At 66.7% G+C, this 19,893-nt stretch carries 25 protein-coding genes and 1 pseudogene; 17 read left to right on the forward strand and 9 right to left on the reverse strand.

Annotated features, from left to right (window positions below; all coding sequences use genetic code 11):
- The first annotated feature begins 78 nt into the window (after positions 1–78).
- The 4 genes from RCP37_RS05685 (at position 79) to RCP37_RS05700 (ending at position 3,342) form a co-directional block, all read left to right on the forward strand.
- Complete coding sequence (locus tag RCP37_RS05685; protein ID WP_308485990.1) at positions 79–1,224, forward strand: thiolase family protein; 1,146 nt, start codon at positions 79–81, stop codon at positions 1,222–1,224.
- Positions 1,221–2,018 (forward strand): crotonase/enoyl-CoA hydratase family protein, encoded by a 798-nt coding sequence (locus tag RCP37_RS05690; protein WP_308485991.1) that lies wholly within the window; start codon positions 1,221–1,223, stop codon positions 2,016–2,018. Before RCP37_RS05685 ends, RCP37_RS05690 begins: the two co-directional genes overlap by 4 nt.
- A gap of 5 nt (positions 2,019–2,023) precedes the next feature.
- Positions 2,024–2,542, forward strand: coding sequence for a gamma carbonic anhydrase family protein (locus tag RCP37_RS05695; protein ID WP_308485992.1), 519 nt, complete (start codon positions 2,024–2,026; stop codon positions 2,540–2,542).
- An 80-nt stretch (positions 2,543–2,622) separates the two neighbouring features.
- Positions 2,623–3,342 carry a CPBP family intramembrane glutamic endopeptidase gene (locus tag RCP37_RS05700; protein ID WP_046284411.1) on the forward strand — a complete coding sequence of 240 codons (720 nt, stop codon included), beginning with the start codon at positions 2,623–2,625 and terminating at the stop codon, positions 3,340–3,342.
- Between the two features lie 13 nt (positions 3,343–3,355).
- Here the strand turns inward: RCP37_RS05700 and RCP37_RS05705 are convergent, their stop codons facing one another.
- Complete coding sequence (locus RCP37_RS05705; protein WP_308485993.1) at positions 3,356–4,165, reverse strand: enoyl-CoA hydratase; 810 nt, start codon at positions 4,163–4,165, stop codon at positions 3,356–3,358.
- A 51-nt stretch (positions 4,166–4,216) separates the two neighbouring features.
- On the opposite strand from RCP37_RS05705, the gene RCP37_RS05710 reads away from it, so the two are divergent.
- The 3 genes from RCP37_RS05710 to RCP37_RS05720 are packed head-to-tail and all read left to right on the forward strand — an operon-like array spanning position 4,217 to position 7,136.
- Positions 4,217–5,302 (forward strand): CaiB/BaiF CoA transferase family protein, encoded by a 1,086-nt coding sequence (locus RCP37_RS05710; RefSeq protein ID WP_046284419.1) that lies wholly within the window; start codon positions 4,217–4,219, stop codon positions 5,300–5,302.
- Positions 5,303–5,344: 42 nt separating this feature from the next.
- Positions 5,345–6,097: a 3-hydroxyacyl-CoA dehydrogenase gene (locus RCP37_RS05715; RefSeq protein WP_308485994.1), complete on the forward strand. Its 753-nt coding sequence runs from the start codon at positions 5,345–5,347 to the stop codon at positions 6,095–6,097.
- A gap of 40 nt (positions 6,098–6,137) precedes the next feature.
- The gene (locus RCP37_RS05720; protein ID WP_308485995.1) at positions 6,138–7,136 is read left to right on the forward strand and encodes an NAD(P)H-dependent flavin oxidoreductase; all 999 of its coding nucleotides are present in this window, start codon (positions 6,138–6,140) and stop codon (positions 7,134–7,136) included.
- A 57-nt stretch (positions 7,137–7,193) separates the two neighbouring features.
- Here the strand turns inward: RCP37_RS05720 and RCP37_RS05725 are convergent, their stop codons facing one another.
- Genes RCP37_RS05725 through RCP37_RS05735 form a run of 3 tightly spaced genes read right to left on the reverse strand, consistent with a single transcriptional unit; the run spans position 7,194 to position 9,891 of the window.
- Positions 7,194–8,150 carry a fumarylacetoacetate hydrolase family protein gene (locus RCP37_RS05725; protein ID WP_308485996.1) on the reverse strand — a complete coding sequence of 319 codons (957 nt, stop codon included), beginning with the start codon at positions 8,148–8,150 and terminating at the stop codon, positions 7,194–7,196.
- Positions 8,147–9,253: a VOC family protein gene (locus RCP37_RS05730; RefSeq protein WP_065039383.1), complete on the reverse strand. Its 1,107-nt coding sequence runs from the start codon at positions 9,251–9,253 to the stop codon at positions 8,147–8,149. The genes RCP37_RS05725 and RCP37_RS05730 overlap by 4 nt, the downstream gene beginning before the upstream one ends.
- Positions 9,250–9,891 carry a TetR/AcrR family transcriptional regulator gene (locus tag RCP37_RS05735; RefSeq protein WP_065039384.1) on the reverse strand — a complete coding sequence of 214 codons (642 nt, stop codon included), beginning with the start codon at positions 9,889–9,891 and terminating at the stop codon, positions 9,250–9,252. The genes RCP37_RS05730 and RCP37_RS05735 overlap by 4 nt, the downstream gene beginning before the upstream one ends.
- Positions 9,892–9,981: 90 nt before the next feature.
- Between RCP37_RS05735 and RCP37_RS05740 the strand changes: the two genes are divergently transcribed.
- From RCP37_RS05740 to RCP37_RS05755, 4 genes are read left to right on the forward strand one after another with little or no spacing between them, the layout of a single operon-like run.
- Positions 9,982–11,514: a bifunctional 3-(3-hydroxy-phenyl)propionate/3-hydroxycinnamic acid hydroxylase gene (locus RCP37_RS05740; protein ID WP_308486952.1), complete on the forward strand. Its 1,533-nt coding sequence runs from the start codon at positions 9,982–9,984 to the stop codon at positions 11,512–11,514.
- Positions 11,511–12,365 carry an alpha/beta fold hydrolase gene (locus RCP37_RS05745; RefSeq protein ID WP_308485997.1) on the forward strand — a complete coding sequence of 285 codons (855 nt, stop codon included), beginning with the start codon at positions 11,511–11,513 and terminating at the stop codon, positions 12,363–12,365. The genes RCP37_RS05740 and RCP37_RS05745 overlap by 4 nt, the downstream gene beginning before the upstream one ends.
- Positions 12,362–13,378, forward strand: coding sequence for a VOC family protein (locus tag RCP37_RS05750; protein ID WP_065039387.1), 1,017 nt, complete (start codon positions 12,362–12,364; stop codon positions 13,376–13,378). Before RCP37_RS05745 ends, RCP37_RS05750 begins: the two co-directional genes overlap by 4 nt.
- 14 nt (positions 13,379–13,392) lie before the next feature.
- Positions 13,393–14,424 carry an amidohydrolase family protein gene (locus tag RCP37_RS05755; protein ID WP_308485998.1) on the forward strand — a complete coding sequence of 344 codons (1,032 nt, stop codon included), beginning with the start codon at positions 13,393–13,395 and terminating at the stop codon, positions 14,422–14,424.
- 74 nt (positions 14,425–14,498) lie between these two features.
- Here RCP37_RS05755 and RCP37_RS05760 read toward each other — a convergent pair whose 3' ends face one another.
- Complete coding sequence (locus RCP37_RS05760) at positions 14,499–14,624, reverse strand: hypothetical protein (RefSeq protein WP_096867583.1); 126 nt, start codon at positions 14,622–14,624, stop codon at positions 14,499–14,501.
- Between the two features lie 143 nt (positions 14,625–14,767).
- Here RCP37_RS05760 and RCP37_RS05765 point away from each other — a divergent pair, with 143 nt between their 5' ends.
- A complete protein-coding gene (locus tag RCP37_RS05765) occupies positions 14,768–15,406 on the forward strand; it encodes a class I SAM-dependent methyltransferase (protein WP_308485999.1) in 639 nt (212 codons plus the stop codon).
- Positions 15,407–15,413: 7 nt separating this feature from the next.
- Here the strand turns inward: RCP37_RS05765 and RCP37_RS05770 are convergent, their stop codons facing one another.
- Positions 15,414–16,127 (reverse strand): SIR2 family NAD-dependent protein deacylase, encoded by a 714-nt coding sequence (locus RCP37_RS05770; protein WP_308486000.1) that lies wholly within the window; start codon positions 16,125–16,127, stop codon positions 15,414–15,416.
- Positions 16,128–16,155: 28 nt separating this feature from the next.
- Between RCP37_RS05770 and RCP37_RS05775 the strand changes: the two genes are divergently transcribed.
- Positions 16,156–16,539, forward strand: coding sequence for an Rv1152 family transcriptional regulator (locus RCP37_RS05775; protein WP_308486001.1), 384 nt, complete (start codon positions 16,156–16,158; stop codon positions 16,537–16,539).
- Here RCP37_RS05775 and RCP37_RS05780 read toward each other — a convergent pair.
- Together RCP37_RS05780 and RCP37_RS05785 are read right to left on the reverse strand one after the other, a co-directional pair.
- On the reverse strand, positions 16,536–17,357 hold the full coding sequence (locus RCP37_RS05780; RefSeq protein ID WP_308486002.1) for a class I SAM-dependent methyltransferase: 822 nt from the start codon (positions 17,355–17,357) through the stop codon (positions 16,536–16,538). The genes RCP37_RS05775 and RCP37_RS05780 overlap by 4 nt on opposite strands.
- Before the next feature lie 25 nt (positions 17,358–17,382).
- On the reverse strand, positions 17,383–17,898 hold the full coding sequence (locus RCP37_RS05785; protein ID WP_308486003.1) for a DUF1697 domain-containing protein: 516 nt from the start codon (positions 17,896–17,898) through the stop codon (positions 17,383–17,385).
- Between the two features lie 63 nt (positions 17,899–17,961).
- Between RCP37_RS05785 and RCP37_RS05790 the strand changes: the two genes are divergently transcribed.
- Positions 17,962–18,405, forward strand: a complete 444-nt coding sequence (locus RCP37_RS05790; protein ID WP_308486004.1) for a PPOX class F420-dependent oxidoreductase — start codon at positions 17,962–17,964, stop codon at positions 18,403–18,405.
- Between the two features lie 44 nt (positions 18,406–18,449).
- Complete coding sequence (locus RCP37_RS05795) at positions 18,450–18,623, forward strand: DUF5302 domain-containing protein (protein WP_308486005.1); 174 nt, start codon at positions 18,450–18,452, stop codon at positions 18,621–18,623.
- Between the two features lie 9 nt (positions 18,624–18,632).
- On the opposite strand, the gene RCP37_RS05800 is transcribed toward RCP37_RS05795, so the two are convergent.
- Positions 18,633–18,929, reverse strand: a complete 297-nt coding sequence (locus RCP37_RS05800) for a DUF732 domain-containing protein (protein WP_308486006.1) — start codon at positions 18,927–18,929, stop codon at positions 18,633–18,635.
- Between the two features lie 223 nt (positions 18,930–19,152).
- Between RCP37_RS05800 and RCP37_RS05805 the strand changes: the two are divergent.
- Positions 19,153–19,221 (forward strand): annotated as a pseudogene (locus RCP37_RS05805) (DUF2510 domain-containing protein); the annotation flags it as partial.
- A gap of 111 nt (positions 19,222–19,332) precedes the next feature.
- The gene (locus tag RCP37_RS05810; protein ID WP_308486953.1) at positions 19,333–19,839 is read left to right on the forward strand and encodes a DUF4352 domain-containing protein; all 507 of its coding nucleotides are present in this window, start codon (positions 19,333–19,335) and stop codon (positions 19,837–19,839) included.
- Positions 19,840–19,893 lie beyond the last annotated feature (54 nt).

The raw sequence follows: 19,893 nt of genomic DNA on the forward strand, positions 1-19,893 counted from the left end.
GTTGACGCCGGCCGAGCGCGCCGGTCGACAATCGAGGCAACAAGACCCGAACGAACTGAAACGAATTAAGGAGCACCCATGGCTGAAGCCGTCATCGTCGAAGCGGTGCGCGCGCCTGTCGGCAAGCGCAACGGCGGACTGTCCGGGGTACACCCGGCCGAGCTGTCCGCCCAGGTGCTCAACGGGCTGGTCAACCGGGCCGGCGTGGACCCGGCGCTGGTCGACGACGTGATCTGGGGTTGTGTCATGCAGGCCGGTGAGCAGGCCTTGGACATCGGCCGCACGGCGGTGCTGAGTGCGGGATGGCCGGAGAGCGTGCCCGCGGTGACCGTGGACCGCCAGTGTGGATCCAGCCAGCAGTCGGTGCACTTCGCCGCCGCCGGTGTGATCGCCGGACACTACGACGTCGTGGTCGCCGGTGGCGTCGAGTCGATGTCGCGTACCCCGATGGGTTCCTCGCTGGCTAACGGCGGCCGGCCGTACGGGGATTCCTTCAAGGCGCGCTACAGCCAGACCCCGAACCAGGGCATCGGTGCCGAGATGATGGCCACCCAGTGGGGGTTGAGCCGTACCGCGCTCGACGAGTTCGCGCTGGCGTCGCACGAAAAGGCCGGTGCCGCACAGGATGCCGGCGCCTTCAAGGACGAGATCGTCTCGATCACCGACTCCGAAGGCAACGTCGTCAGCGAGGACGAGGGCATCCGCCGCGGTACTACGCTGGAGAAGATGGCCCAGCTCAAGCCCGCCTTCAAAGAGGACGGCGTGATCCACGCCGGTAACTCCAGCCAGATTTCCGACGGCTCGGCGGCGCTGCTGTTCATGTCGGCGGCTAAGGCACGTGAACTGGGCCTGACCCCGCTGGCTCGGGTGCACACCGCGACGCTGGCCGGCTCTGACCCGGTGATGATGCTGTCCGGCCCGATCCCGGCGACTCAGAAGGCGCTGCAGCGCTCGGGTCTGAGTGTCGACGACATCGGCGTGTTCGAGGTCAACGAGGCGTTCGCCCCCGTGCCGATGGCCTGGCTGGCCGAGATCGGTGCCGACCCGAAGAAGCTCAACCCCAACGGCGGGGCGATCGCGCTGGGCCACCCGCTCGGCGGATCCGGCGCCCGGATCATGACCACCATGCTTTACCACATGCGCGCCAACGGAATTCGCTACGGTTTGCAGACCATGTGCGAAGGCGGCGGCCAGGCCAACGCCACCATCCTGGAGCTGCTGTGAGTGAAGGGGCCGTTCTGGTAGAACGGCTTGGACAGCTGGGCAACGTCCTATTGATCACGATCAACCGGCCCGAGGCCCGTAACGCGATCAACGGCGCCGTCAGTGCCGGCATCGGCGACGCCTTGGCGCAGGCTCAAGACGACGACGAAGTGCGCGCGGTAGTGCTCACCGGCGCCGGCGACAAGTCGTTCAGTGCCGGAGCCGACCTCAAGGCGATCGCCAACCGGGAGAACATCTACCACCCGGAGCACCCGGAGTGGGGTTTCGCCGGCTTCGTGCAGCACTTCATCGACAAGCCCGTCATCGCGGCGGTCAACGGCACAGCACTGGGCGGCGGCACCGAGATCGCGTTGGCCAGCGACCTGGTGATCGCCGAGCAGCGCGCCCAGTTCGGGTTGCCCGAGGTCAAGCGTGGCTTGATCGCCGGTGCCGGCGGGGTGTTCCGCATCGTCGACCAGTTGCCCCGCAAGATCGCGCTGGAACTGCTCTACACCGGGGAGTCCATCTCGGCGGCCGACGCGGCCCGCTGGGGACTGGTCAACCGGGTGGTCGAGGACGGCGGGGCACTGGAGGCAGCCCTGGAACTGGCCGAACGGATCACCGGCAACGCGCCGTTGTCGGTGCGGGCCAGCAAGCGGATCGCCTACGGCGTCGATGACGGCGCCATCCCCGGCGAAGTGGACGGTTGGGCCCGCACCGGCCGGGAATTCTCCGCGGTGCTGCGGTCCGAGGACGCCAAGGAGGGACCCCGGGCGTTCGCCGAGAAGCGCGCACCAGTGTGGAAGGCGCGTTGAGCGGCGTGCCCGAGCCGCTTCTCATCTCCATCCGCGGGCGCGCCCCGCAGCTACACCCGGAGGCCTGGGTGGCGCCCAACGCCAGCCTGATCGGCCAGGTCAGCCTGGCCGCCCGGGCCAGCGTCTGGTACTCGGCGACACTGCGTGCCGAGGTCGAACCGATCGAGATCGGCATCGACACCAACATCCAGGACGGCGTGACCGTCCACGTCGACAAGGAGTTCCCCTGTCGAGTGGGGGCGCACGTCAGCGTCGGGCACAACGCGGTGCTGCACGGCTGCACCATTGAGGACGACTGCCTGATCGGGATGGGAGCGATCGTCCTCAATGGCGCCGTCGTGGGGGAGGGCTCGCTGGTCGCGGCCGGTGCCGTCATCCCGCAGGGGATGGTGGTGCCGCCGCGGTCACTGGTGTCGGGGGTGCCGGGACGGGTGCGGCGCGACCTGAGCGAGGCCGAGGTCCGCAACAATCGGCACAACGCCGCGGCCTACCGGCGACTGATCGAAGTCCATCGAGCGAACTAACGCATTTGGGCCACCGGCCGCCGTTCGGCCGCTACGTTTTAGGGACGTTGCTTAACCCGCCGCTGATGGGACGTCCTCCTATGACCCAGATCAGTCCAACCCGCCCCGGCCTGCTGCGTGAGATCACCGACATCATGACCAGGGTCGCCCTGCCCTATCACGAGCCACGGGCAGTGGTGCAACGGCGGCGCGCCGTCGTCGGAGTGGTCGTGGTGATCGGCGCCGCGGTACTGGCCGCCATGCACAGCAAGCTTCCAGGCGACGCGGCGTTCTACTGGCTGTCGCTGGTCTTGGCCGTGGTGTGGACGGTGGGGGCGGTGGTAGCCGGACCGCTGCACCTGGGGGTGTTGCGGTTCCGCGGACGCAACGAGCGGCCGGTGTTCACCGGAACCGGCGTCGGCCTGGTGCTCGGCGGGGTGTTCCTACTGGGCGGGCTTGCCGTGCAAGACATTCCGCCACTGGCCGACCAGGTGGTCGCCATCTTGGCCTACACCACCGAAGTCTCCTGGCGGCTGGTGGTGCTGATCGCTCTGGTCAACGCGATCGCCGAGGAGTTGTTCTTCCGCGGCGCACTGTTCAGTGCGTTCGGTCGCCGCTCCCCGCTGGTGTTCTCCACCCTGCTCTACGTCGCGGCGATGATGGCCGCGGGCAACCTCATGGTGGGGGTGGCCGCGCTGGTGCTCGGTACCGTCTGCGCCCTCGAGCGGCGCGCTACCGGTGGGGTGCTGGCTCCGGTGCTGACCCACCTGGTGTGGGGGCTGGTGATGGTGCTGGCGCTGCCCCCAATCTTCGGGATGTAGGCGCCCTCAACCTTTACGAGTCGGTGAAATTGGGGGAGCGCCGCTCCTGAAACGCACGAGCGCCTTCGCGGAAGTCGTGGGCGTTCAACAGGATTGACTGCCCCACGTATTCGCGGTCCAGGGTGGCATCCAGCTCGGTCAGCGTCGCGGTGTTGATGGCGTGCTTGGTCTTCGCGTACGCCGCGGCGGGCCCGGCCAGCAAGCCGGCCAGCAGCTTGTCCACCTCGGCGTCGAACTCCTCGGCCGGGTACACCGCGCTGATCAGCCCCCAGTCCAAAGCGTCGGCGGCCGACAGCCGTTCAGCCAGCAGCGCCAACCGCATGGCACGGGTCCGGCCCACGGCCGCGGCGACCAAAGCGGACGCGCCACCGTCGGGCATCAACCCAATCTTGGTGAATGCCAACAGGAAAAAGGCCTTGTCCGAGGCCACGATCAGATCGCAGGCCAGGGCCAGTGACACACCGATACCGGCCGCCGGGCCCTGCACTACGGCCACCACCGGCCGCGGCAACGCGACGATCGCCCGGATCGCGCGATTGGCCTCGACGATGATCTCCGTTGCCAGTTCATCGCTTGCATCCTCGGCACTGATCCCGGCACCGGAGCAGAAGCCGCGCCCCGCCCCGCCGAAGCGCACCGCACGCACGCGCGGGTCGCGGCCGGCGGCTTCCATAGCGTCGGCGATACCGGCCAGCACACCGGTGGTCACCGAGTTGAGGCTGTCGGGGCGGTCGATGGTCACCGAGAGCACCCCGTCGGTCAGGGTGACGGACACGCCCGCCACCGGGGCCAGGGTGTCGATGCCGGAGTCGATTGCAGTCATGGCCCTCACCCTAGGATGCACATCACACAGGCACACGACGAGGAGGCAGATATGGCGGGACCACTGGCGGGGCTGCGGGTCATCGAACTGGCCGGGATCGGGCCGGGACCACACGCAGCGATGATCCTCGGCGACCTGGGCGCCGATGTGGTCCGCGTGGAGCGGCCGCCGAAATTCGGTGGCGGTGCCAGCAAGGACACCATGCTGCGCAACCGCCGCTCGGTGACCGCCGACCTGAAGTCGCCGGAGGGCCGCGACCTGGTACTGCAGCTGGTCGCCAAGGCCGATGTGCTGATCGAGGGATTCCGTCCGGGTGTCACCGAGCGACTCGGCCTGGGCCCGGAGGACTGCGCCAAGGTCAACGAGCGGCTGATCTACGGCCGGATGACCGGCTGGGGGCAGACCGGCCCCCGCGCTCAGCAGGCTGGCCACGACATCAACTACATCTCGCTGAACGGCACTTTGCACTCCGTCGGCCGCAAGGGGGAGCGCCCCGTGCCGCCGCTGAACCTGACCGGTGACTTCGGCGGTGGGTCGATGTTCCTGCTGGTCGGCATCCTGTCCGCGCTGTGGGAGCTGCAGCGTTCCGGCAAGGGGCAGGTGATCGATGCGGCGATGGTCGACGGGGCCAGTGTGCTCTCGGCGATGATGTGGAGCTTCCGCTCGCAGGGACTGTGGAGCGACGAGCGTGGCGTCAACATGCTCGACACCGGTGCGCCCTACTACGACACCTACGAATGTGCCGACGGGAAGTACGTGTCGGTCGGCTCGATCGAGCCGCAGTTCTACGCCGAACTGCTGGCGAAGCTGGAGCTCGACCCCGCCGAGTTGCCGGCGCAGAACGACGTCAGCGGTTGGCCGGTGCTGCGGGAGAAGCTGACCGCGGCGTTCGCCGCCCACGACCGTGACCACTGGGCCAAGGTGTTCGCCACCTCCGATGCCTGCGTGGCGCCGGTGTTGGCGTTCAACGAGGTGCAGGCCGACTCGCACATCACCGAGCGCGACACGTTCTACGACGTCGACGGTTACTTGCAGCCGATGCCCGCGCCGCGGTTCTCCCGCAGCGTTCCCGACGTCCCGACCCCGCCCGCCGTTCTGGGAGCCGACAACGAGTCCATCCTGAGCGACTGGGTATAGTCCCGACCAACCAGACGGTTGGGACTGAGAGGGGCCAAGAGAGTGCAGATCAAGGACGCGGTAGCCGTTGTCACCGGCGGTGCCTCCGGGTTGGGATTGGCGACGGCAAAACGCCTGCTGGACGCCGGTGGGCAGGTCGTGGTGATCGACCTCAAGGGCGAGGACGTGGTCTCCGAGCTCGGTGACCGGGCTCGCTTCGTGGAGGCCAACGTGGCCGACCCCGAGGCGGTCGGTGCGGCCCTGGACGTCGCGGAATCTCTTGGCCCCGTGCGGATCAACGTCAACTGCGCCGGAATCGGCAACGCGATCAAGACGCTGAGCAAGGACGGTGCCTTCCCGCTGGATGCCTTCACCAAGATCATCCAGGTCAACCTGATCGGCACGTTCAACGTGCTGCGCCTGGCGGCCGAGCGGATCGCCAGGACCGAGCCGATCAACGGCGAGCGCGGCGTGATCATCAACACCGCCTCGGTGGCGGCGTTCGAGGGCCAGATCGGGCAGGCCGCCTACTCGGCGTCCAAGGGCGGCGTGGTCGGCATGACGCTGCCGATCGCCCGTGACCTCTCGCGTGACCTGATCCGGGTCTGCACCATCGCTCCGGGCCTGTTCAAGACGCCGCTGCTGGGCTCGCTGCCCGAAGAGGCGCAGAAGTCGCTGGGTGCGCAGGTGCCTCACCCGTCGCGGCTCGGTGACCCCGACGAGTACGGCGCCCTGGCCGAGCACATCATCAACAACCCGATGCTCAACGGCGAGGTCATCCGCCTCGACGGTGCCATCCGGATGGCACCCCGATGAGCGCTTGCGCGAAGAGCATCAAGCAGAGCTAGGAGTCCTTATGGCAATTACAACGAAGTTCACCGAGACGTTCGGGGTCGAGCACCCCATCGCCCAAGGCGGCATGCAGTGGGTGGGTCGCGCGGAGTTGGTGGCGGCGGTCGCCAACGCCGGGGCGCTGGGTTTCCTCACCGCGCTCACCCAGCCGACGCCGGCTGACCTGGCCAACGAGATCGCCAAGACCCGGGATCTCACCGACAAGCCGTTTGGGGTCAACCTGACCATCCTGCCGGCGATCAACCCGCCGCCCTACGACGAGTACCGCCAGGTGATCGTCGACGCCGGCATCAAGATCGTCGAGACGGCGGGCTCCAACCCGGCGCCGCACCTGCCGATGTTTCACGACAACGGAATCAAGGTGCTGCACAAGTGCACCTCGGTGCGGCACGCCGTCAAGGCGCAGAGCCTGGGCGTGGACGGCATCAGCATCGACGGGTTCGAATGTGCCGGTCACCCGGGTGAGGACGACATCCCGGGCCTGGTGCTGATCCCGGCTGCCGCGGCGCAGATCGAGATCCCGATGATCGCCTCCGGTGGGTTCGCCGACGCTCGCGGCCTGGTCGCGGCGCTGGCCCTGGGTGCCGACGGCGTCAACATGGGCTCGCGGTTCATGTGCACCGTGGAGTCCTGCATCCACCAGAACGTCAAGGAAGCCATCGTCGCCGGCGACGAGCGCGGCACCGAGCTGATCTTCCGCTCGCTGCACAACACCGCGCGGGTGGCCAGCAACGCGGTGTCTCGCGAGGTCGTCGAGATCCTCAAGAACGGCGGTCAGTTCCCCGACGTCCAAGAGCTGGTGGCCGGTGTGCGCGGCCGCCGCGTCTTCGACGAAGGCGACGTCGACGCCGGAATCTGGACGGTCGGCACCGCGATGGGGCTCATCAACGACATCCCGACCTGCGACGAACTGGTGTCGCGGATGGTGTCCGAAGCCGAGGAGATCATCCTCGGACGCCTGGGCAACATGGTCGAGGACGACGACGAGGAGAACGTCGCCTAGCGACTGCCGGAGTTTGCGTAGAGGGCTGCGATCCGATTCGGGTCGCAGCCCTTTGCGTTAGGCGCCGGTTGCAGAGGCGGCGTAGCGCACGGTGTTGCGTTGGGCGCCCAAGTCGATCGCCCCGTCGTCGGTTGCCACGGCGGCTTCGACGATGTCGCCGTCGCGCAGGTAGCGGGGATTGCCGGCCTGCCGTTTGAAGAAGGCCTTCCACTTCAGTGCCGGTGGCAGTAAGGAGCCGAGGATCTCGATCGGCTTGGGCGGGGCGCTGAGCGCGGTGCCGGCCGGAGTGCCGGTCAGGATCAGATCACCGGCGGCGAGATTCTGGAATCGGGTCAGGCTCTGCAGGGCCTGGAGGGGCCGATACACCATGTCGCCGTCCACGGTCATGTCCTGACGGATCTCGCCATTGACCGCCAGGCGAAGGCGCAACTGCCCGAACCGTGCCCAGTCTGCGGCGTCGAGCAGCACCAGAGCCGGGCCGACCGGGGTGAATCCGGGGTAGGACTTGGCCTCGTAGAACTGGGTCTGGGGCAGTTGGACGTCACGGGCGGACACGTCGTTGGTGACGACCAGGCCGGCGATCAGCTGCGGCAGGTCGGCCTCGGAAATCGTTGCACCGACCGGGATATCACGACCTACGACGAGGCCGATCTCGACTTCGTAATCGAGCAGGCGGACATGGCTGGGCTTGACCACGTCGTCGAACGGGCCGGTGATCGACGCGGAGGCCTTGCGGAAGAAGGTCAGCGGCACCGACGCGGGGTTCATGCCGGCGTCTTTGATGTGCGAGACGAAGTTGGTCATCTGGGCTATCACCCGGCACGGCACTGTCACCGGGGAGAGCAGGGCGAGCCCGTCCACCGGCACGCTGTCGTGACTGCCCGCCGCGGCTTCGATGGCGGCCCGATCGGCCAACAGCTCTCCGGTAGTGGTGGCGCGCGAATCGATCCGGGCGGCTCCGGTCGGCGTACGCACCCACCAGCCGTCGGCGGTGCGAAGTACGGAAACGGTCATGAGGAGGCAACTTTCAGTAGGCCGGCCAGCCGGCGGACGTCGAACTCGTTGTCGCCGCGCAGTGCGGCCAGGATCGCGCGCGCCTCACTGGGCGCCGTCCGCACCTCGGTGCCGAGGAAGTTCTTGCTGGCCGGTGGTCCCCACTGGGCCAGCCCGGACGCGGTGAAGGGCGCCCAGCCCGGCTCCACGGTGTTGTCGAACATGTCACCGTCGGTGAAGTGTTCCACCAGAAAGCCGTCGGGATCGCGCCAGTAGTCAAAGATCTGGCTGCCCTGGATGTGGCGGCCGACGCCCCAAGACCGGTGATATCCCAAATCTTTGAGGTACTCGCCGCCGGCGGCCAGGGCATCGAGGTCGCAGACCTGATACGCCGAATGCACGTAGCGGTCGGCTGGGCCCAGCGCGATCGCCAGGGTGTGGTGGTCGGCCGGGGTGGTGCCCCGATCGCAGCGGATAAAGCTCATGGTCGGTCCGCGCTCGCGTTGCCCGGGGAAGTACTGAAAGTCGCTGACGATCATCCCGAGGGTGTCCAGGTACCAGTTGAGCGTCTGAAGGTATCGGGTGCTCTGCAATACCACGTGGCCAAGGCGTTGCACGATTGCCGGTGTGCGCGTCGGGCGTTGGGTGGCGTTGGACCTGCGCACCGTGTGGCCGACGTTGAAGAGCTGCGGGGTTTGCGCCGGCAGGGCGTCGAGCTTGTGGGTGGACGATACGACCCGGACCACCATGCCGTTGGGATCGAGCAGGTTGACGCTGACCCCGCCGAGCGATTCGGGCAGCGGGGCGACGCGGCCGTCGGTGGCGGATGCCAGCCGAGTCAGGTCCGCCGTGTCTTGCGCACGAAAAGCAGCCCCGCGAAAACGGTTTCGGCTCCCGCGTCGGATGATGACGCACGGTTCGGCGGCGTCCGCGCCCCGCAGATGCAGTTCCTGCTCGGTCCGCAGTGCGGTGGCGAACCCGAATGCGTGGGCAAACTCCTCTGCGCGCGCCAAGTCGGGCTTGTCGAACTCCAGCCACGCCAGGTCCTCGACCTTGATGATCGGCTTGGTTGACCGGCCGATGTGTTCACCGCGGTGTGCGCCCTGGGTGCTGTGCAGCGTCATCGTCCGGCGTTCTCGGCGTTCTCTGAGAGCAGGCGCAGCGCCGTGCTGTAGAGCGCATTGGCGTGCATGTCGAACATCTCGATGAGATCGATGGCCTGCTCGTCGACTTCGTTGGCGATGAACAGGCCGTCGGCGCCGGCGATGGCATAGGTGACCAGCTGACGCATCTGGGTTTCGGTGAGTCCCGGGGTGAGTTCGCCCAAAGTCTGGGTCAGTGCAACGGCAGTCTGGGTACGGGCCTGGATGAACATCGCCCGTGCCCGCGCCTCGATGGGCCGGCGTTCCAGCGCCAGCATCAGCCCGAGTCGGATGAAGTCCGGTGATTCCAGCAGGGCCTTGGCGATCTGCATCGCCAGCCCCTGAACCCGCTCGTGTGCGGTGCCCTCGGCGGGGACCTGCCAGGCGCTGAGCCAGCTAACGAAACTGCGCTCGATGACGGCGGCGATCAGATCGTCCTTGTTCTTGAAGTGCCAATAGATCGAGCTGGCGGGCAGCTCGCACTTGGCGCTGACCAGGGCGATGCTGGTGCCTTCGTAGCCGCGCTCGGCGGCGATCTCGGAGGCGGCATCGAGGATGCGCTCGCGAGAGAGCTCGCCGTCAACCCGTTTGCGTCGCTGTGGCTGACTCGTTTTCGCCATCGCGTCTCTCCTGGAGCCTTGACTCTGTAGTGATCGCTACATTACCGTAGCGATCACTACAGAACAAGTTTCTCGGAAGCGAGAGCGGGCATCGTGAGTACAGACACCTACGACGTGGCGGTGATCGGCTATGGGCCCACCGGTGCCACGGCCGCCAACCTCTTGGGTCAATTCGGCCTGAAAGTGATTGTGGTCGAGCGTGATCCGGATATATATGGCCGTGCCCGCGCGATTTCCACCGACGAAGAGGTCATGCGTGTTTGGCAGTCGGTCGGTCTGGCCGAGCGACTGCAGCAGGACATGCTGCCCGACCTTCCGTTGAATTTCGTTGACGCTGCCGGTGTCCCGTTCATCGATCTGAAGATCACCTCGCGTGGGTGCGGGCACCCGCCGCAGCAATTCCTGTACCAACCGGCCGTCGATCGCGTCCTGCGTGAGGGCGTGCAGCGCTTCGCGAATGTCGAGGTGTTGCTGGAACACGAATGCCTGCGCCTGCTGTCCACGGGTGACGACGTCGAGCTCCTCTGCGCCGACCTTGGTACCGACACCTTCAAGAGGCTCCGCGCCCGCTACGTGATCGCTGCCGATGGGGGAGCGTCGCCGACCAGGGGACAGTTGGGGATCGGCTATTCGGGTCGCACCTACGGCGAGCGCTGGGTGGTCATCGACACCAAAGTCCTGCAGGAGTGGGATGGCTACGACCGGTTGCGGTTCCACTGCAATCCCGCCCGGCCGATGGTCGACTGCCCGACCCCGTTGGGGCACCACCGCTGGGAGTTCCCCGCCCGAGCCGGTGAGGACGAGCAGAAACTCCTACTCGAGGAAGAGATCTGGAAGGTCCTGGGTGTCCAGGGCATCACCCCCGAGCACGTCAAGATCCTTCGGGCGGTGATCTACAGCCATCATGTCCGTGTCGCCGATCGCTGGCGGGTGGGCCGGGTTTTCCTGGCCGGCGACGCCGCGCACGCCATGCCGCCGTGGATCGGACAGGGTATGTCCTCCGGCGTGCGTGACGTGGCCAACCTGTGCTGGAAGCTCGCGGCGGTACTCAACGGGCTGGCGCCGGAAGGGCTGCTGGACTCCTACCAACTAGAGCGCAAGCCGCACGTCACCGAGACCACCCGGCGTGCCCGGATGGTCGGGCGAGTCATCACCGAACGTAACCGGGCCATAGCCGTAGTGCGCAACCATGCCATGCGTGCGCTGACGCGCGTGCCCCTGGCACGTTCCGCGTCACAACGCCGGATGTGGGTTCCCGAAGCCCGCTACGCGGAGGGCTTCTTCTCCGAGAGTCGACATCGTGCCGTTGGATGGCAGGTCCCGCAGCCGTGGATCACCGCCGGCGACGGCACCAGCATTCGCCTCGACGATTTGCTGGGCGGCGACTGGGCCATCCTGCACACCGGCCAGCTACCACCGGGCGCGGACGACTGGATGGAACTGGGTATCCCAGCGCACCGGATCTCCGATCCCGGCCTAGTGCGTTGGCTGCGCAGCAGAAAGGCAACCACGGTGGTGCTTCGCCCGGACGGATTCATCTACGCCGCAGCCGGATCCGGAAAATCACTGCCCGCGCCCCCAGACGGCTACTCCGCCGCAGTAAGAAATGAGGTAGCCGCATGACCGCCACCGACATGATCGAGCGCACCGTCGCCGTGGCCGGCCGACCGATATTCCTCACCGAGGCCGGCAGCGGGCCCGCGGTAGTGCTGCTGCACGGCGGGGGACCGGGCGCCACCGGGGTGTCGAACTATTCGCGCAACATCGACGCACTGGCGCAGAACTTCCGCGTCATCGTGCCCGACATGCCCGGCTACGGGCGCTCTGGCAAACACGTCGACCAGGCCGACCCGTTCGGCTATCTGGCGGCCACGGTCCTTGGCCTACTTGATGAACTCGACATCGGCACCGCGCACCTGGTCGGCAATTCCTACGGCGGGTCATGCGCGCTGAGACTGGCCCTGGACAACCCGGCCCGAGTGGGCAAGCTCATCCTGATGGGCCCGGGCGGCATCGGGACCACCCGTGGCCTTCCGACCCCTGGACTGCGAAGTCTGTTGTCCTACTACGGAAGCGACGGGCCCAGCCGCGCCAAGCTGGAAGCCTTCATCCGTACCTATCTGGTCTACGACGGCGGCTCGGTTCCCGACGATCTGATCGATCTGCGCTACGCCGCCTCCATCGATCCAGAGGTGGTGGTCAACCCGCCGCTTCGCCGGCCTTCGGGACCGACGGCGCTGCGGACACTGTGGCGGATGGACCTGACTCGCGATAAGCGCCTGAAGGAATTGGCCACCCCGACTCTGGTGCTGTGGGGACGCGACGACAAGGTCAACCGGCCCGCCGGCGGCCCGCTGCTGGCGAACCTGATGCCCAACGCCGATCTGGTGATGACCGCCCGCACCGGGCACTGGATGCAGTGGGAGCGCGCCGAACTGTTCAACCGCATCGTCACCGAGTTCCTCGCACCATGACCACCATCGCCGCACCTTCGCTATTCGGCAACGTCCGCCTGGGGTACGTCGCCGTCGAGACGCAACGGTTCGCCGATTGGCGACGATTCGGTCGCGACGCCATCGGCATGCACGTCGACGACACGCTGCCCGATGTGATGCGGTTCCGGCTCGACGACAACGCATGCCGATTCCTACTGCGTCGCGGCCCGGCCGAGGACGTCACCGCGCTCGGCTGGGAACTGGATGACCACAGCGGTTTCGATGAGGTCGCCGCGCGGGTGGCGCGGCACGCGGTGCCGGTTGTCCAGGGGACCGCGGAGGAGGCAGCGCTGCGCGGGGTCGAGCGGCTGGCGCGATTCCCCGGACCCAACGGTCTGGTCCAGGAGATCTTCACCCGGCCCCAAGCCGCCGACGGGCCGTTGGAGGCCGCGGTGCGCGGGGGATTTGTCACCGGCGAAGGCGGTATCGGCCACGTCGCCATCACCACCAAGCGGCCGCAACAGATGCGCGGCTACTACGCCACGGTGTTTGACGCGCGGCTCTCCGATCTCATCGACGAGACGATCAGCGGGGTCAAGGTCAAGATCCGATTCCTGCGGGTCAACCAACGCCACCATTCGGTGGCGATTGCCGCCGTGAACCGCCTGCCGATCAACCCGATCCGCACCCGCGTGCAGCACGTCAACATCCAGGTCGCGGAGCTGGACGACATGACCGCGTCCTATCAGCGGGTCAAGCAACTGGGTTTCGACATGGCACTGGCCGTCGGGCAGCACACCAACGACCGGGAGCTGTCGTTCTACGCCAAGACGCCGTCCGGTTTCGAATGGGAAGTCGGGTGGAACCCCCTCGTCGTCGACGAAACCACCTGGGAGCCCACCACACATCAGGGCATCAGCACCTGGGGCCACACTCCCGAAGGCCACACCGTCATCGACAAGCTCAAGCAATTCGGGGCGGGCGCGGCATCGCTGCTCCACCGCGAAGACATGGTCGCCGCCTTGTCGGGGGCAGGCATTCCCGACAACTGATCCGAGGAGCCCCGATGCTGCGAATCGACACCCATCACCACCTGATCCCACCCGACTATCGCAAGGCTCTGCGCAAAGCCGGGATCGACGAAGCCGGGGGACGGGCGCTCCCGGAATGGAGCGCGGACGCGTCGCTAGAGGCCATGGCCGACCTTGATGTAGCCACCGCGATCTTGTCGGTGTCGACCCCTGGCACCACCTTCGTATCCGGCACGGACGATGCCGCGGCGTGGGCGCGCGACCTCAATGACTACACGGCGGCCCTGGTCGCCGCGCATCCCGACCGGTTCGGCTTCTTCGCCACCATCCCTATGCCGCATCTTGATGCGTCGGTGGCCGAAGCCACCCGCGCACTGGACGAACTCGCCGCCGATGGTGTGGTGCTGCTGGCCAACAGTGCCGGCGTGTACCTGGGCCAAGACGGGCAGGACGAGCTGTTCACCGCGCTGAATGAGCGCTCGGCCGTGGTGTTCATTCACCCCGCCGATCTGCCGGGGCCGGCCGTACCCGGGGTTGCCCCGTTCGCCACAGATTTCCTGTTGGACACCACACGCGCCGCTTACCTGTTGGTGCGCAACGGTATTCGTCGCCGCTACCCGAAGATTCGTTTCATATTGAGCCACGCCGGGGGTTTCGTGCCGTATGCGAGTCACCGGATGGCGGTCGCAATCATGGGCGACACCGGCCGGAGTCCCGCGGACAGCCTCGATGATTTCGCCAGCTTCTACTTTGATACTGCGTTGTCATCCAGCGCCGCTGCGCTGCCGACCCTGTTGGCCTTCGCGAAACCCGGGCATGTCACCTTTGGCTCGGATTGGCCGTTTGCGCCGATCGCCGCGGGGAGATTGTTCGCTGCTGGTCTGGAGACCTATGCCGGTCTGGATCGAGCCGACCGTGATGCGATCGACCGGACAAATGCGGTGGGGCTTTTTCCTCGGCTCGGCGTTGGTGCCGCTGCGATCCGCCAGCCGGTGATGCAGAAGCTGCGGCACTCAGCCAGTCGTTACGCTGTGCGGTCCTTGGCGCGCATGATCAGTCAAAGCTGAGGTGTCGTCCGCAAGGCGGCGACCTGCGCGCAACCGCACCTATTGAAAGGCGCCGCTGTCGCGGCGCCGATCAATCAGCTGGCCAGCGAATGCAGGCCGTCGAACTGCTCCGAGGTGTCGCCCTCGACGAGGAAATCGCCGTGGTAGAGGGCCTCGAAGTCAACCTTGATGACGTCGGCACTTGAGTCGTCGATCCACATGAGCCTGAGCTTATTGGTCACTATTAAGGAATCATTGAGTCACGTTTCGGGAAATGGTGGCAATACTACTGACCGGTAGCCTTTGCGGGGCCTGTGCTCGGGGACCTGCCAGCGACCCGCTCCACCGAGCTAGGGTGGCTGCCATGAGCGCACCGGACACCCTGGACAACCCGCTGTTCGCCCGGATCTGGACCTTCATGTCCAGCCGCGAGACCGACTGGTTGCGGGACCGCCGCCGAGAAAACCTCGAGGGTTTGTCCGGGCGGGTGCTCGAGATCGGAGCCGGCACCGGCAGCAACTTCGGCTTCTACCCGGACACCGTGACTGAGGTGGTGGCCGCCGAACCCGAGTCACGGCTGCGGGATGCCGCCGTGTCTGCTGCTGCGGCCGCGTCGGTGCCGATCACCGTGGTGGCGAGCACCGTGGAAGCCTTGGACTCCGGGGAGCCCTTCGACGCGATCGTGTGCTCGCTGGTCTTGTGTTCGGTCGATCGTCCCGAGGACGTGCTGCGCCAGCTGTTCGCCTTGCTGAAGCCCGGCGGGGAGCTGCGCTACTTCGAGCATGTCGCCAGCGCCGGGATGCGCGGCGGACTGCAACGGCTGGCCGACGCCACCTTCTGGCCCCGCCTGTTCGGCAACTGCCACACCCACCGTGACACCGAGCAGATGATCACCGCTGCCGGCTTCGTCGTCGACAGGGCGCGGCGCGGGCATCAGTTCCCGGCGTGGGCGCCGGTGCCGGTGTCGGAGTTCGCGCTGGGCTCGGCCAGCCGCCCGGCCTGATACAGGGTCAGCCCAGCAGAAACGGCAACCGCTGCGCCATGCCCGGCAGTGCTGCCGAGGCGGTGGTTTGCAGGAACACCGTGGCTCGCTCCGACAGCGGCGTCGGCTCCGGGTTCACCTGGATGACGGTCTTGCCCAGCTCCAGCGCTCGTTCGGGCAGGCTGGCCGCCGGATACACCAAGCCAGATGTGCCGACCACGATCAGCGCATCGGCGGCGTCGACGGCCTCGACCGCTGCGTTCCACGGCTCGTCGGGTAGCTGTTCGCCGAACCACACCACGTCCGGGCGGATCAAGCCGCCGCACTCGCACTGCGGGGGCATGATTTCGAGTACGGGCTCTGCCAGCTCGGGCAGCTGCGTGTCGTGCGGTTGCTCGCAGTCCGAGCAGCGGAACGTGAACATCCGGCCGTGCAGATGGTGAACCGAGGAACTGCCGCCGCGCTCGTGCAGATTGTCGACGTTCTGGGTGATGACCTGGACGTCGGCGTGCTGTTCCCAGTCCGCGATCGCGGTATGGCCCAGGTTCGGCTCATAGCGGCGGGCCAGCTGGCAGCGCCACACATACCAGCCCCAGACCAGTTCCGGCTGCCGATTCCAGCCGTCGATGCTGGAGACCTCGTAGGGGTCGTACTGCGACCACAGCCCCTTCTCGTCATCGCGGAAGGTAGGTATCCCGCTCTCCGCTGAGATCCCTGCGCCACTGAACACCACCACCCGCACGCCACCAAGATAGCGGGATACTGGCCAAATGGACTTCGCCGACCTGCTGGTAACCGACGTGCATGCCGACGTGCCGCTGTTCGAGCAGATCAGGGTCGCGCTGATCGAGGCGGTCCGGGCCGGATCACTGCCCGCGGGAACCCGGTTGCCTACGGTGCGTGAGCTGGCGAGGCAATTGGGCCTGGCGGTCAACACCGTCGCGCGCGCCTACCGCGAGTTGGAAGCCGGCGGCGTCGTCGAGACGCGGGGCCGATTCGGCACCTTCGTGGCAAGCAGTGACCCGGCCGATGCGGCCATGACCCAGGCGGCAAGCGCTTTCGCGGCCGCGGCCCGGGCGGTCGGTTTGAGCAAGGCCGATGCGCTGCGCTACCTCGACACGGCCTTCGACAGCGCCGGAAGCGGTGCTTCTTAGCCGAATTCGAGCAGGGTCAGGGACGGACGGACCGGGTCTAGGAAGCGCAGCCGATAGGCGCTCGAGAGCAGGGTGTTGAACAGCCAGCCGCGCCCGGCCGGCAACGGCAGATCGCGAACGGCCCGGATGCCGGGCATGGTGTTCACCAGATCGGCGGCCTCGCTCACCGACAGGTTGAACGGCATCGGCGGCGCCTTGTACCGCAACGAGGTCCACACCCCGCGGCGGATCAGCATCGCCATCAACGGCGGCGGCACATCGAAGAGCAGTCGCCCGCCCGGGAAGCGGCGGGCACACTCGGCGATCAGGGCGAGCGACTGCTCAGGCTGCAGGTACATCAGCAGGCCCTCGGCGCTGATGAACACGCCCTTGTCCGGGTCGACCTGGTCCATCCAGCTGTAATCCAACGCGGATTGGGCGCACACCGAAACCTGCGGCGACGCCGGCAGAAGCCGGGTGCGGATGTCGACGATCGGTGGGAGATCGACGGTGAGCCAGCGGAACGCGGCGTCGGGAACGCTTGCGCTCACCCGCCAGAAGCTGGTCTGCAAGCCCTCGGCCAGGGCCACCACGGTGCCCGACGGGTGCTGGCGCAGGAACTGTCGGGTCTGGTCGTCGAAGGCCAAGGCGCGCAGCGCGATGTCTTGACGTGTCGGCCCGAATTTCGCGAAATCGAAGTCGATCGACTCGGCCAGGCTGATCGCCATCGGGTCATCGATGATCCCGTCGGGACGGCGGGCCTCTCTGGCCCGAGCGTTCAAGGTCAGCAACGCGGTTTCGGAGACCCCGGTCAGGGTGACTTTCTGTGCCTGGCTCACGTCTGCGACCTTACCGGTGCGCGGCTCAGCGCAGCATTTTGTTCAGGGTGCGCAGGTTGCGGGTGGTGGTGGTCGACTTGTACCGCTTGTTGCCCATCGTCTTGCCCACGGTGCTGGTCAGGGTGTCGCCCTTGGGGATCTGCCAGTAGATCACCCCGTCGCCGGGGGCGATCTTCTCGTCGGTATCTGCTGCCAGCTTCGACAGTTCAGTCAGCGCCGCGTTGTCGGCGACGAACGTGACATAGGAGTGCACGTCGGGAATCTCGGGTTCGAAGGGATAGGCCGCCACGATGTCGCGCACCGTCTCCACGTCGTAGACCAGCACCCAGGCCTCGTAGCCGAAGCGCTCCCGCAACGCGGCCTCGGCGGCGGCGCGCACTTTCGCGGCATCGGCGGGCGAGTCCAGCAGCACGTTACCGCTGGCCAGCAGCGTGCGGACCTCGGTGAATCCGGCAGCGGCCAGGGTGGCGGCGACGTCGGCCATCTTGAGGTTGACGCCGCCGACGTTCACGCCGCGCAGAAACAGCGCATACCGGGTCATGAGGCGACCTCCAATCGGTGGAAGAACGGTGGCAATAACCGGACGCGTCGGTAGGCTTCGATCATGGGACGCCAGGTATTCGACGACAAGTTGCTTGCCTTGATCAGCGGGAACTCGCTCGGCGTTTTGGCCACGCTCAAGAAAGACGGGCGCCCCCAACTGTCGAACGTGCAGTACTACTTCGACCCGCGGTCTCTGGTGGTGCAGGTGTCGATCACCGAACCGCGCGCCAAGACCCGTAATCTGCGCCGCGATCCCCGGGCGTCGCTGCTGGTCGATTCCGACGACGGCTGGTCCTATGCCGTCGCCGAGGGGGATGCGCAGCTGACGCCGCCGGCTGCCGCGCCCGATGACGACACCGTCGAGGCGCTGATTGCGTTGTACCGCAACATCGCTGGGGAGCATCCGGACTGGGACGAGTACCGCCAGGCTATGGTGACCGACCGTCGCGTGCTGCTGAAGCTGCCGATCCATCACCTGTACGGCATGCCGCCGGGCGTGCGCTGAGCATCTCCCACCGGTAGGCCATGCGCTGGGCTAGGCTCCTGGGTATGCCCGAATCAGATTCCGCCGCAGACGAGAACAAGCGCAAGTTCCGGGAGGCGCTGGAGCGTAAGAAGGCGAAGTCGGCGGGCGGCTCCGACCACAAGGACGGCGGCGCCAAGCAGTCACGGTCGCACGGGCCGCTGGAGAGCCGTCGGGAATTCCGCCGCAAGAGCGGGTAGTTCGGGCCGTTACTGCACCGGGCAGGCGTACTTGCGCGCCACGTCCATCGCCCGCTGGTTCGCTCCGGGTCCGACGACCCCTTGCGCGGCCAGTTCCCACCCGATGTAACCGGGCAGGCCGCCTTCGCACGCCTGGTGGGCGAGGCGCCAGGCGGTGTCCGGGTTCAAGTTGAACCCGTTGCGCTCCAGACCCTCCATGTAGGTGTCGAACTCTGGGGTGCCCTGGTCCGGTATCGCACCGGCCGTGGCTGCCAGACATACAGCCGTAGCCATCGCTGCGAACAGCGCTGCTACTACACGTCTCATGGTCCTTCTCCTGGAGGTGCTTCTGCTCGTGGTCGCTACACGGTTGCACACTCCACCGACACAGACCAACGGAACGCTTTAGTTGGCCGGGGTTGCTGCCGGAGCCCGGGAGGTCCCCACATCGGCCCTTCGATGCGGCAACTCGGCATCTTTTAGTGGAAGGCGGTAGTTATGCTGTCGACTGGCACAGGGGTGGTGTCAGCTATATAGGACGAGGAGACTCATGACGCAGCCGACAGCCGGTTGGTTCCCAGATCCATCCGACCCAAGTCGTAGGCGCTACTTCGACGGCACAAGGTGGACGGACGATTACGCCCCAGCGGAGGCTCCCCCAGCGGGCGCTGGTCAGCCTGCGAAACCGGGTCTGTCTAGCTTCGCGAAGATCGCACTCGGAGTGGGTGGGGTGATCCTGGCGTTGGTCGTTCTCGGCTCCATCGGCGACAGCGGCAAGAGGGACAAAGAGACCTCGTCGACCTCCACGTATTCGAATTCGTTGAGTACCACCAGAACCACGCAAGCTAAGCCGTCCGGCCCCGTTGTAGCCCCGGCTGGCAGCTCAGTGCGGGATGGCAAGTTTGAATTCCAGGTGCTCGGCGTCGAACGGTCAGCTTCGAAGGAAGGAATCTTCAGCCCGGAGCAGGCCAAGGGCGAGTTCCTCATCGTCAAGCTCAGGATCACGAACATCGGTGATGAAGCGCGGACGTTCTTTGCCAGCAACCAGAACCTGCTTATCAACGGCAAGAAGTACGAGGCTTCGAGCGCCCTCAGCGACGGCGGTTTTATGGAGGAAATCAACCCCGGCCTTGGTATCGAGACGGAGGTGGCGTTTGACATCCCGCCCGGCGCGGTGCCCGATGAAATCGTGTGCCACGACTCGGCGTTCTCGGGCGGCGCTCACCTGGCTCTTTAAGGACGCCGGTCGAGTTTGATTTCGAGCAAGGCGGTGCCGTACTTACGCTGCGAT

Origin of the sequence: Mycolicibacter sp. MU0102, assembly GCF_963378105.1 — a bacterium.
In the GTDB taxonomy this organism is placed as follows: Bacteria; Actinomycetota; Actinomycetes; order Mycobacteriales; family Mycobacteriaceae; genus Mycobacterium; species Mycobacterium holstebronense.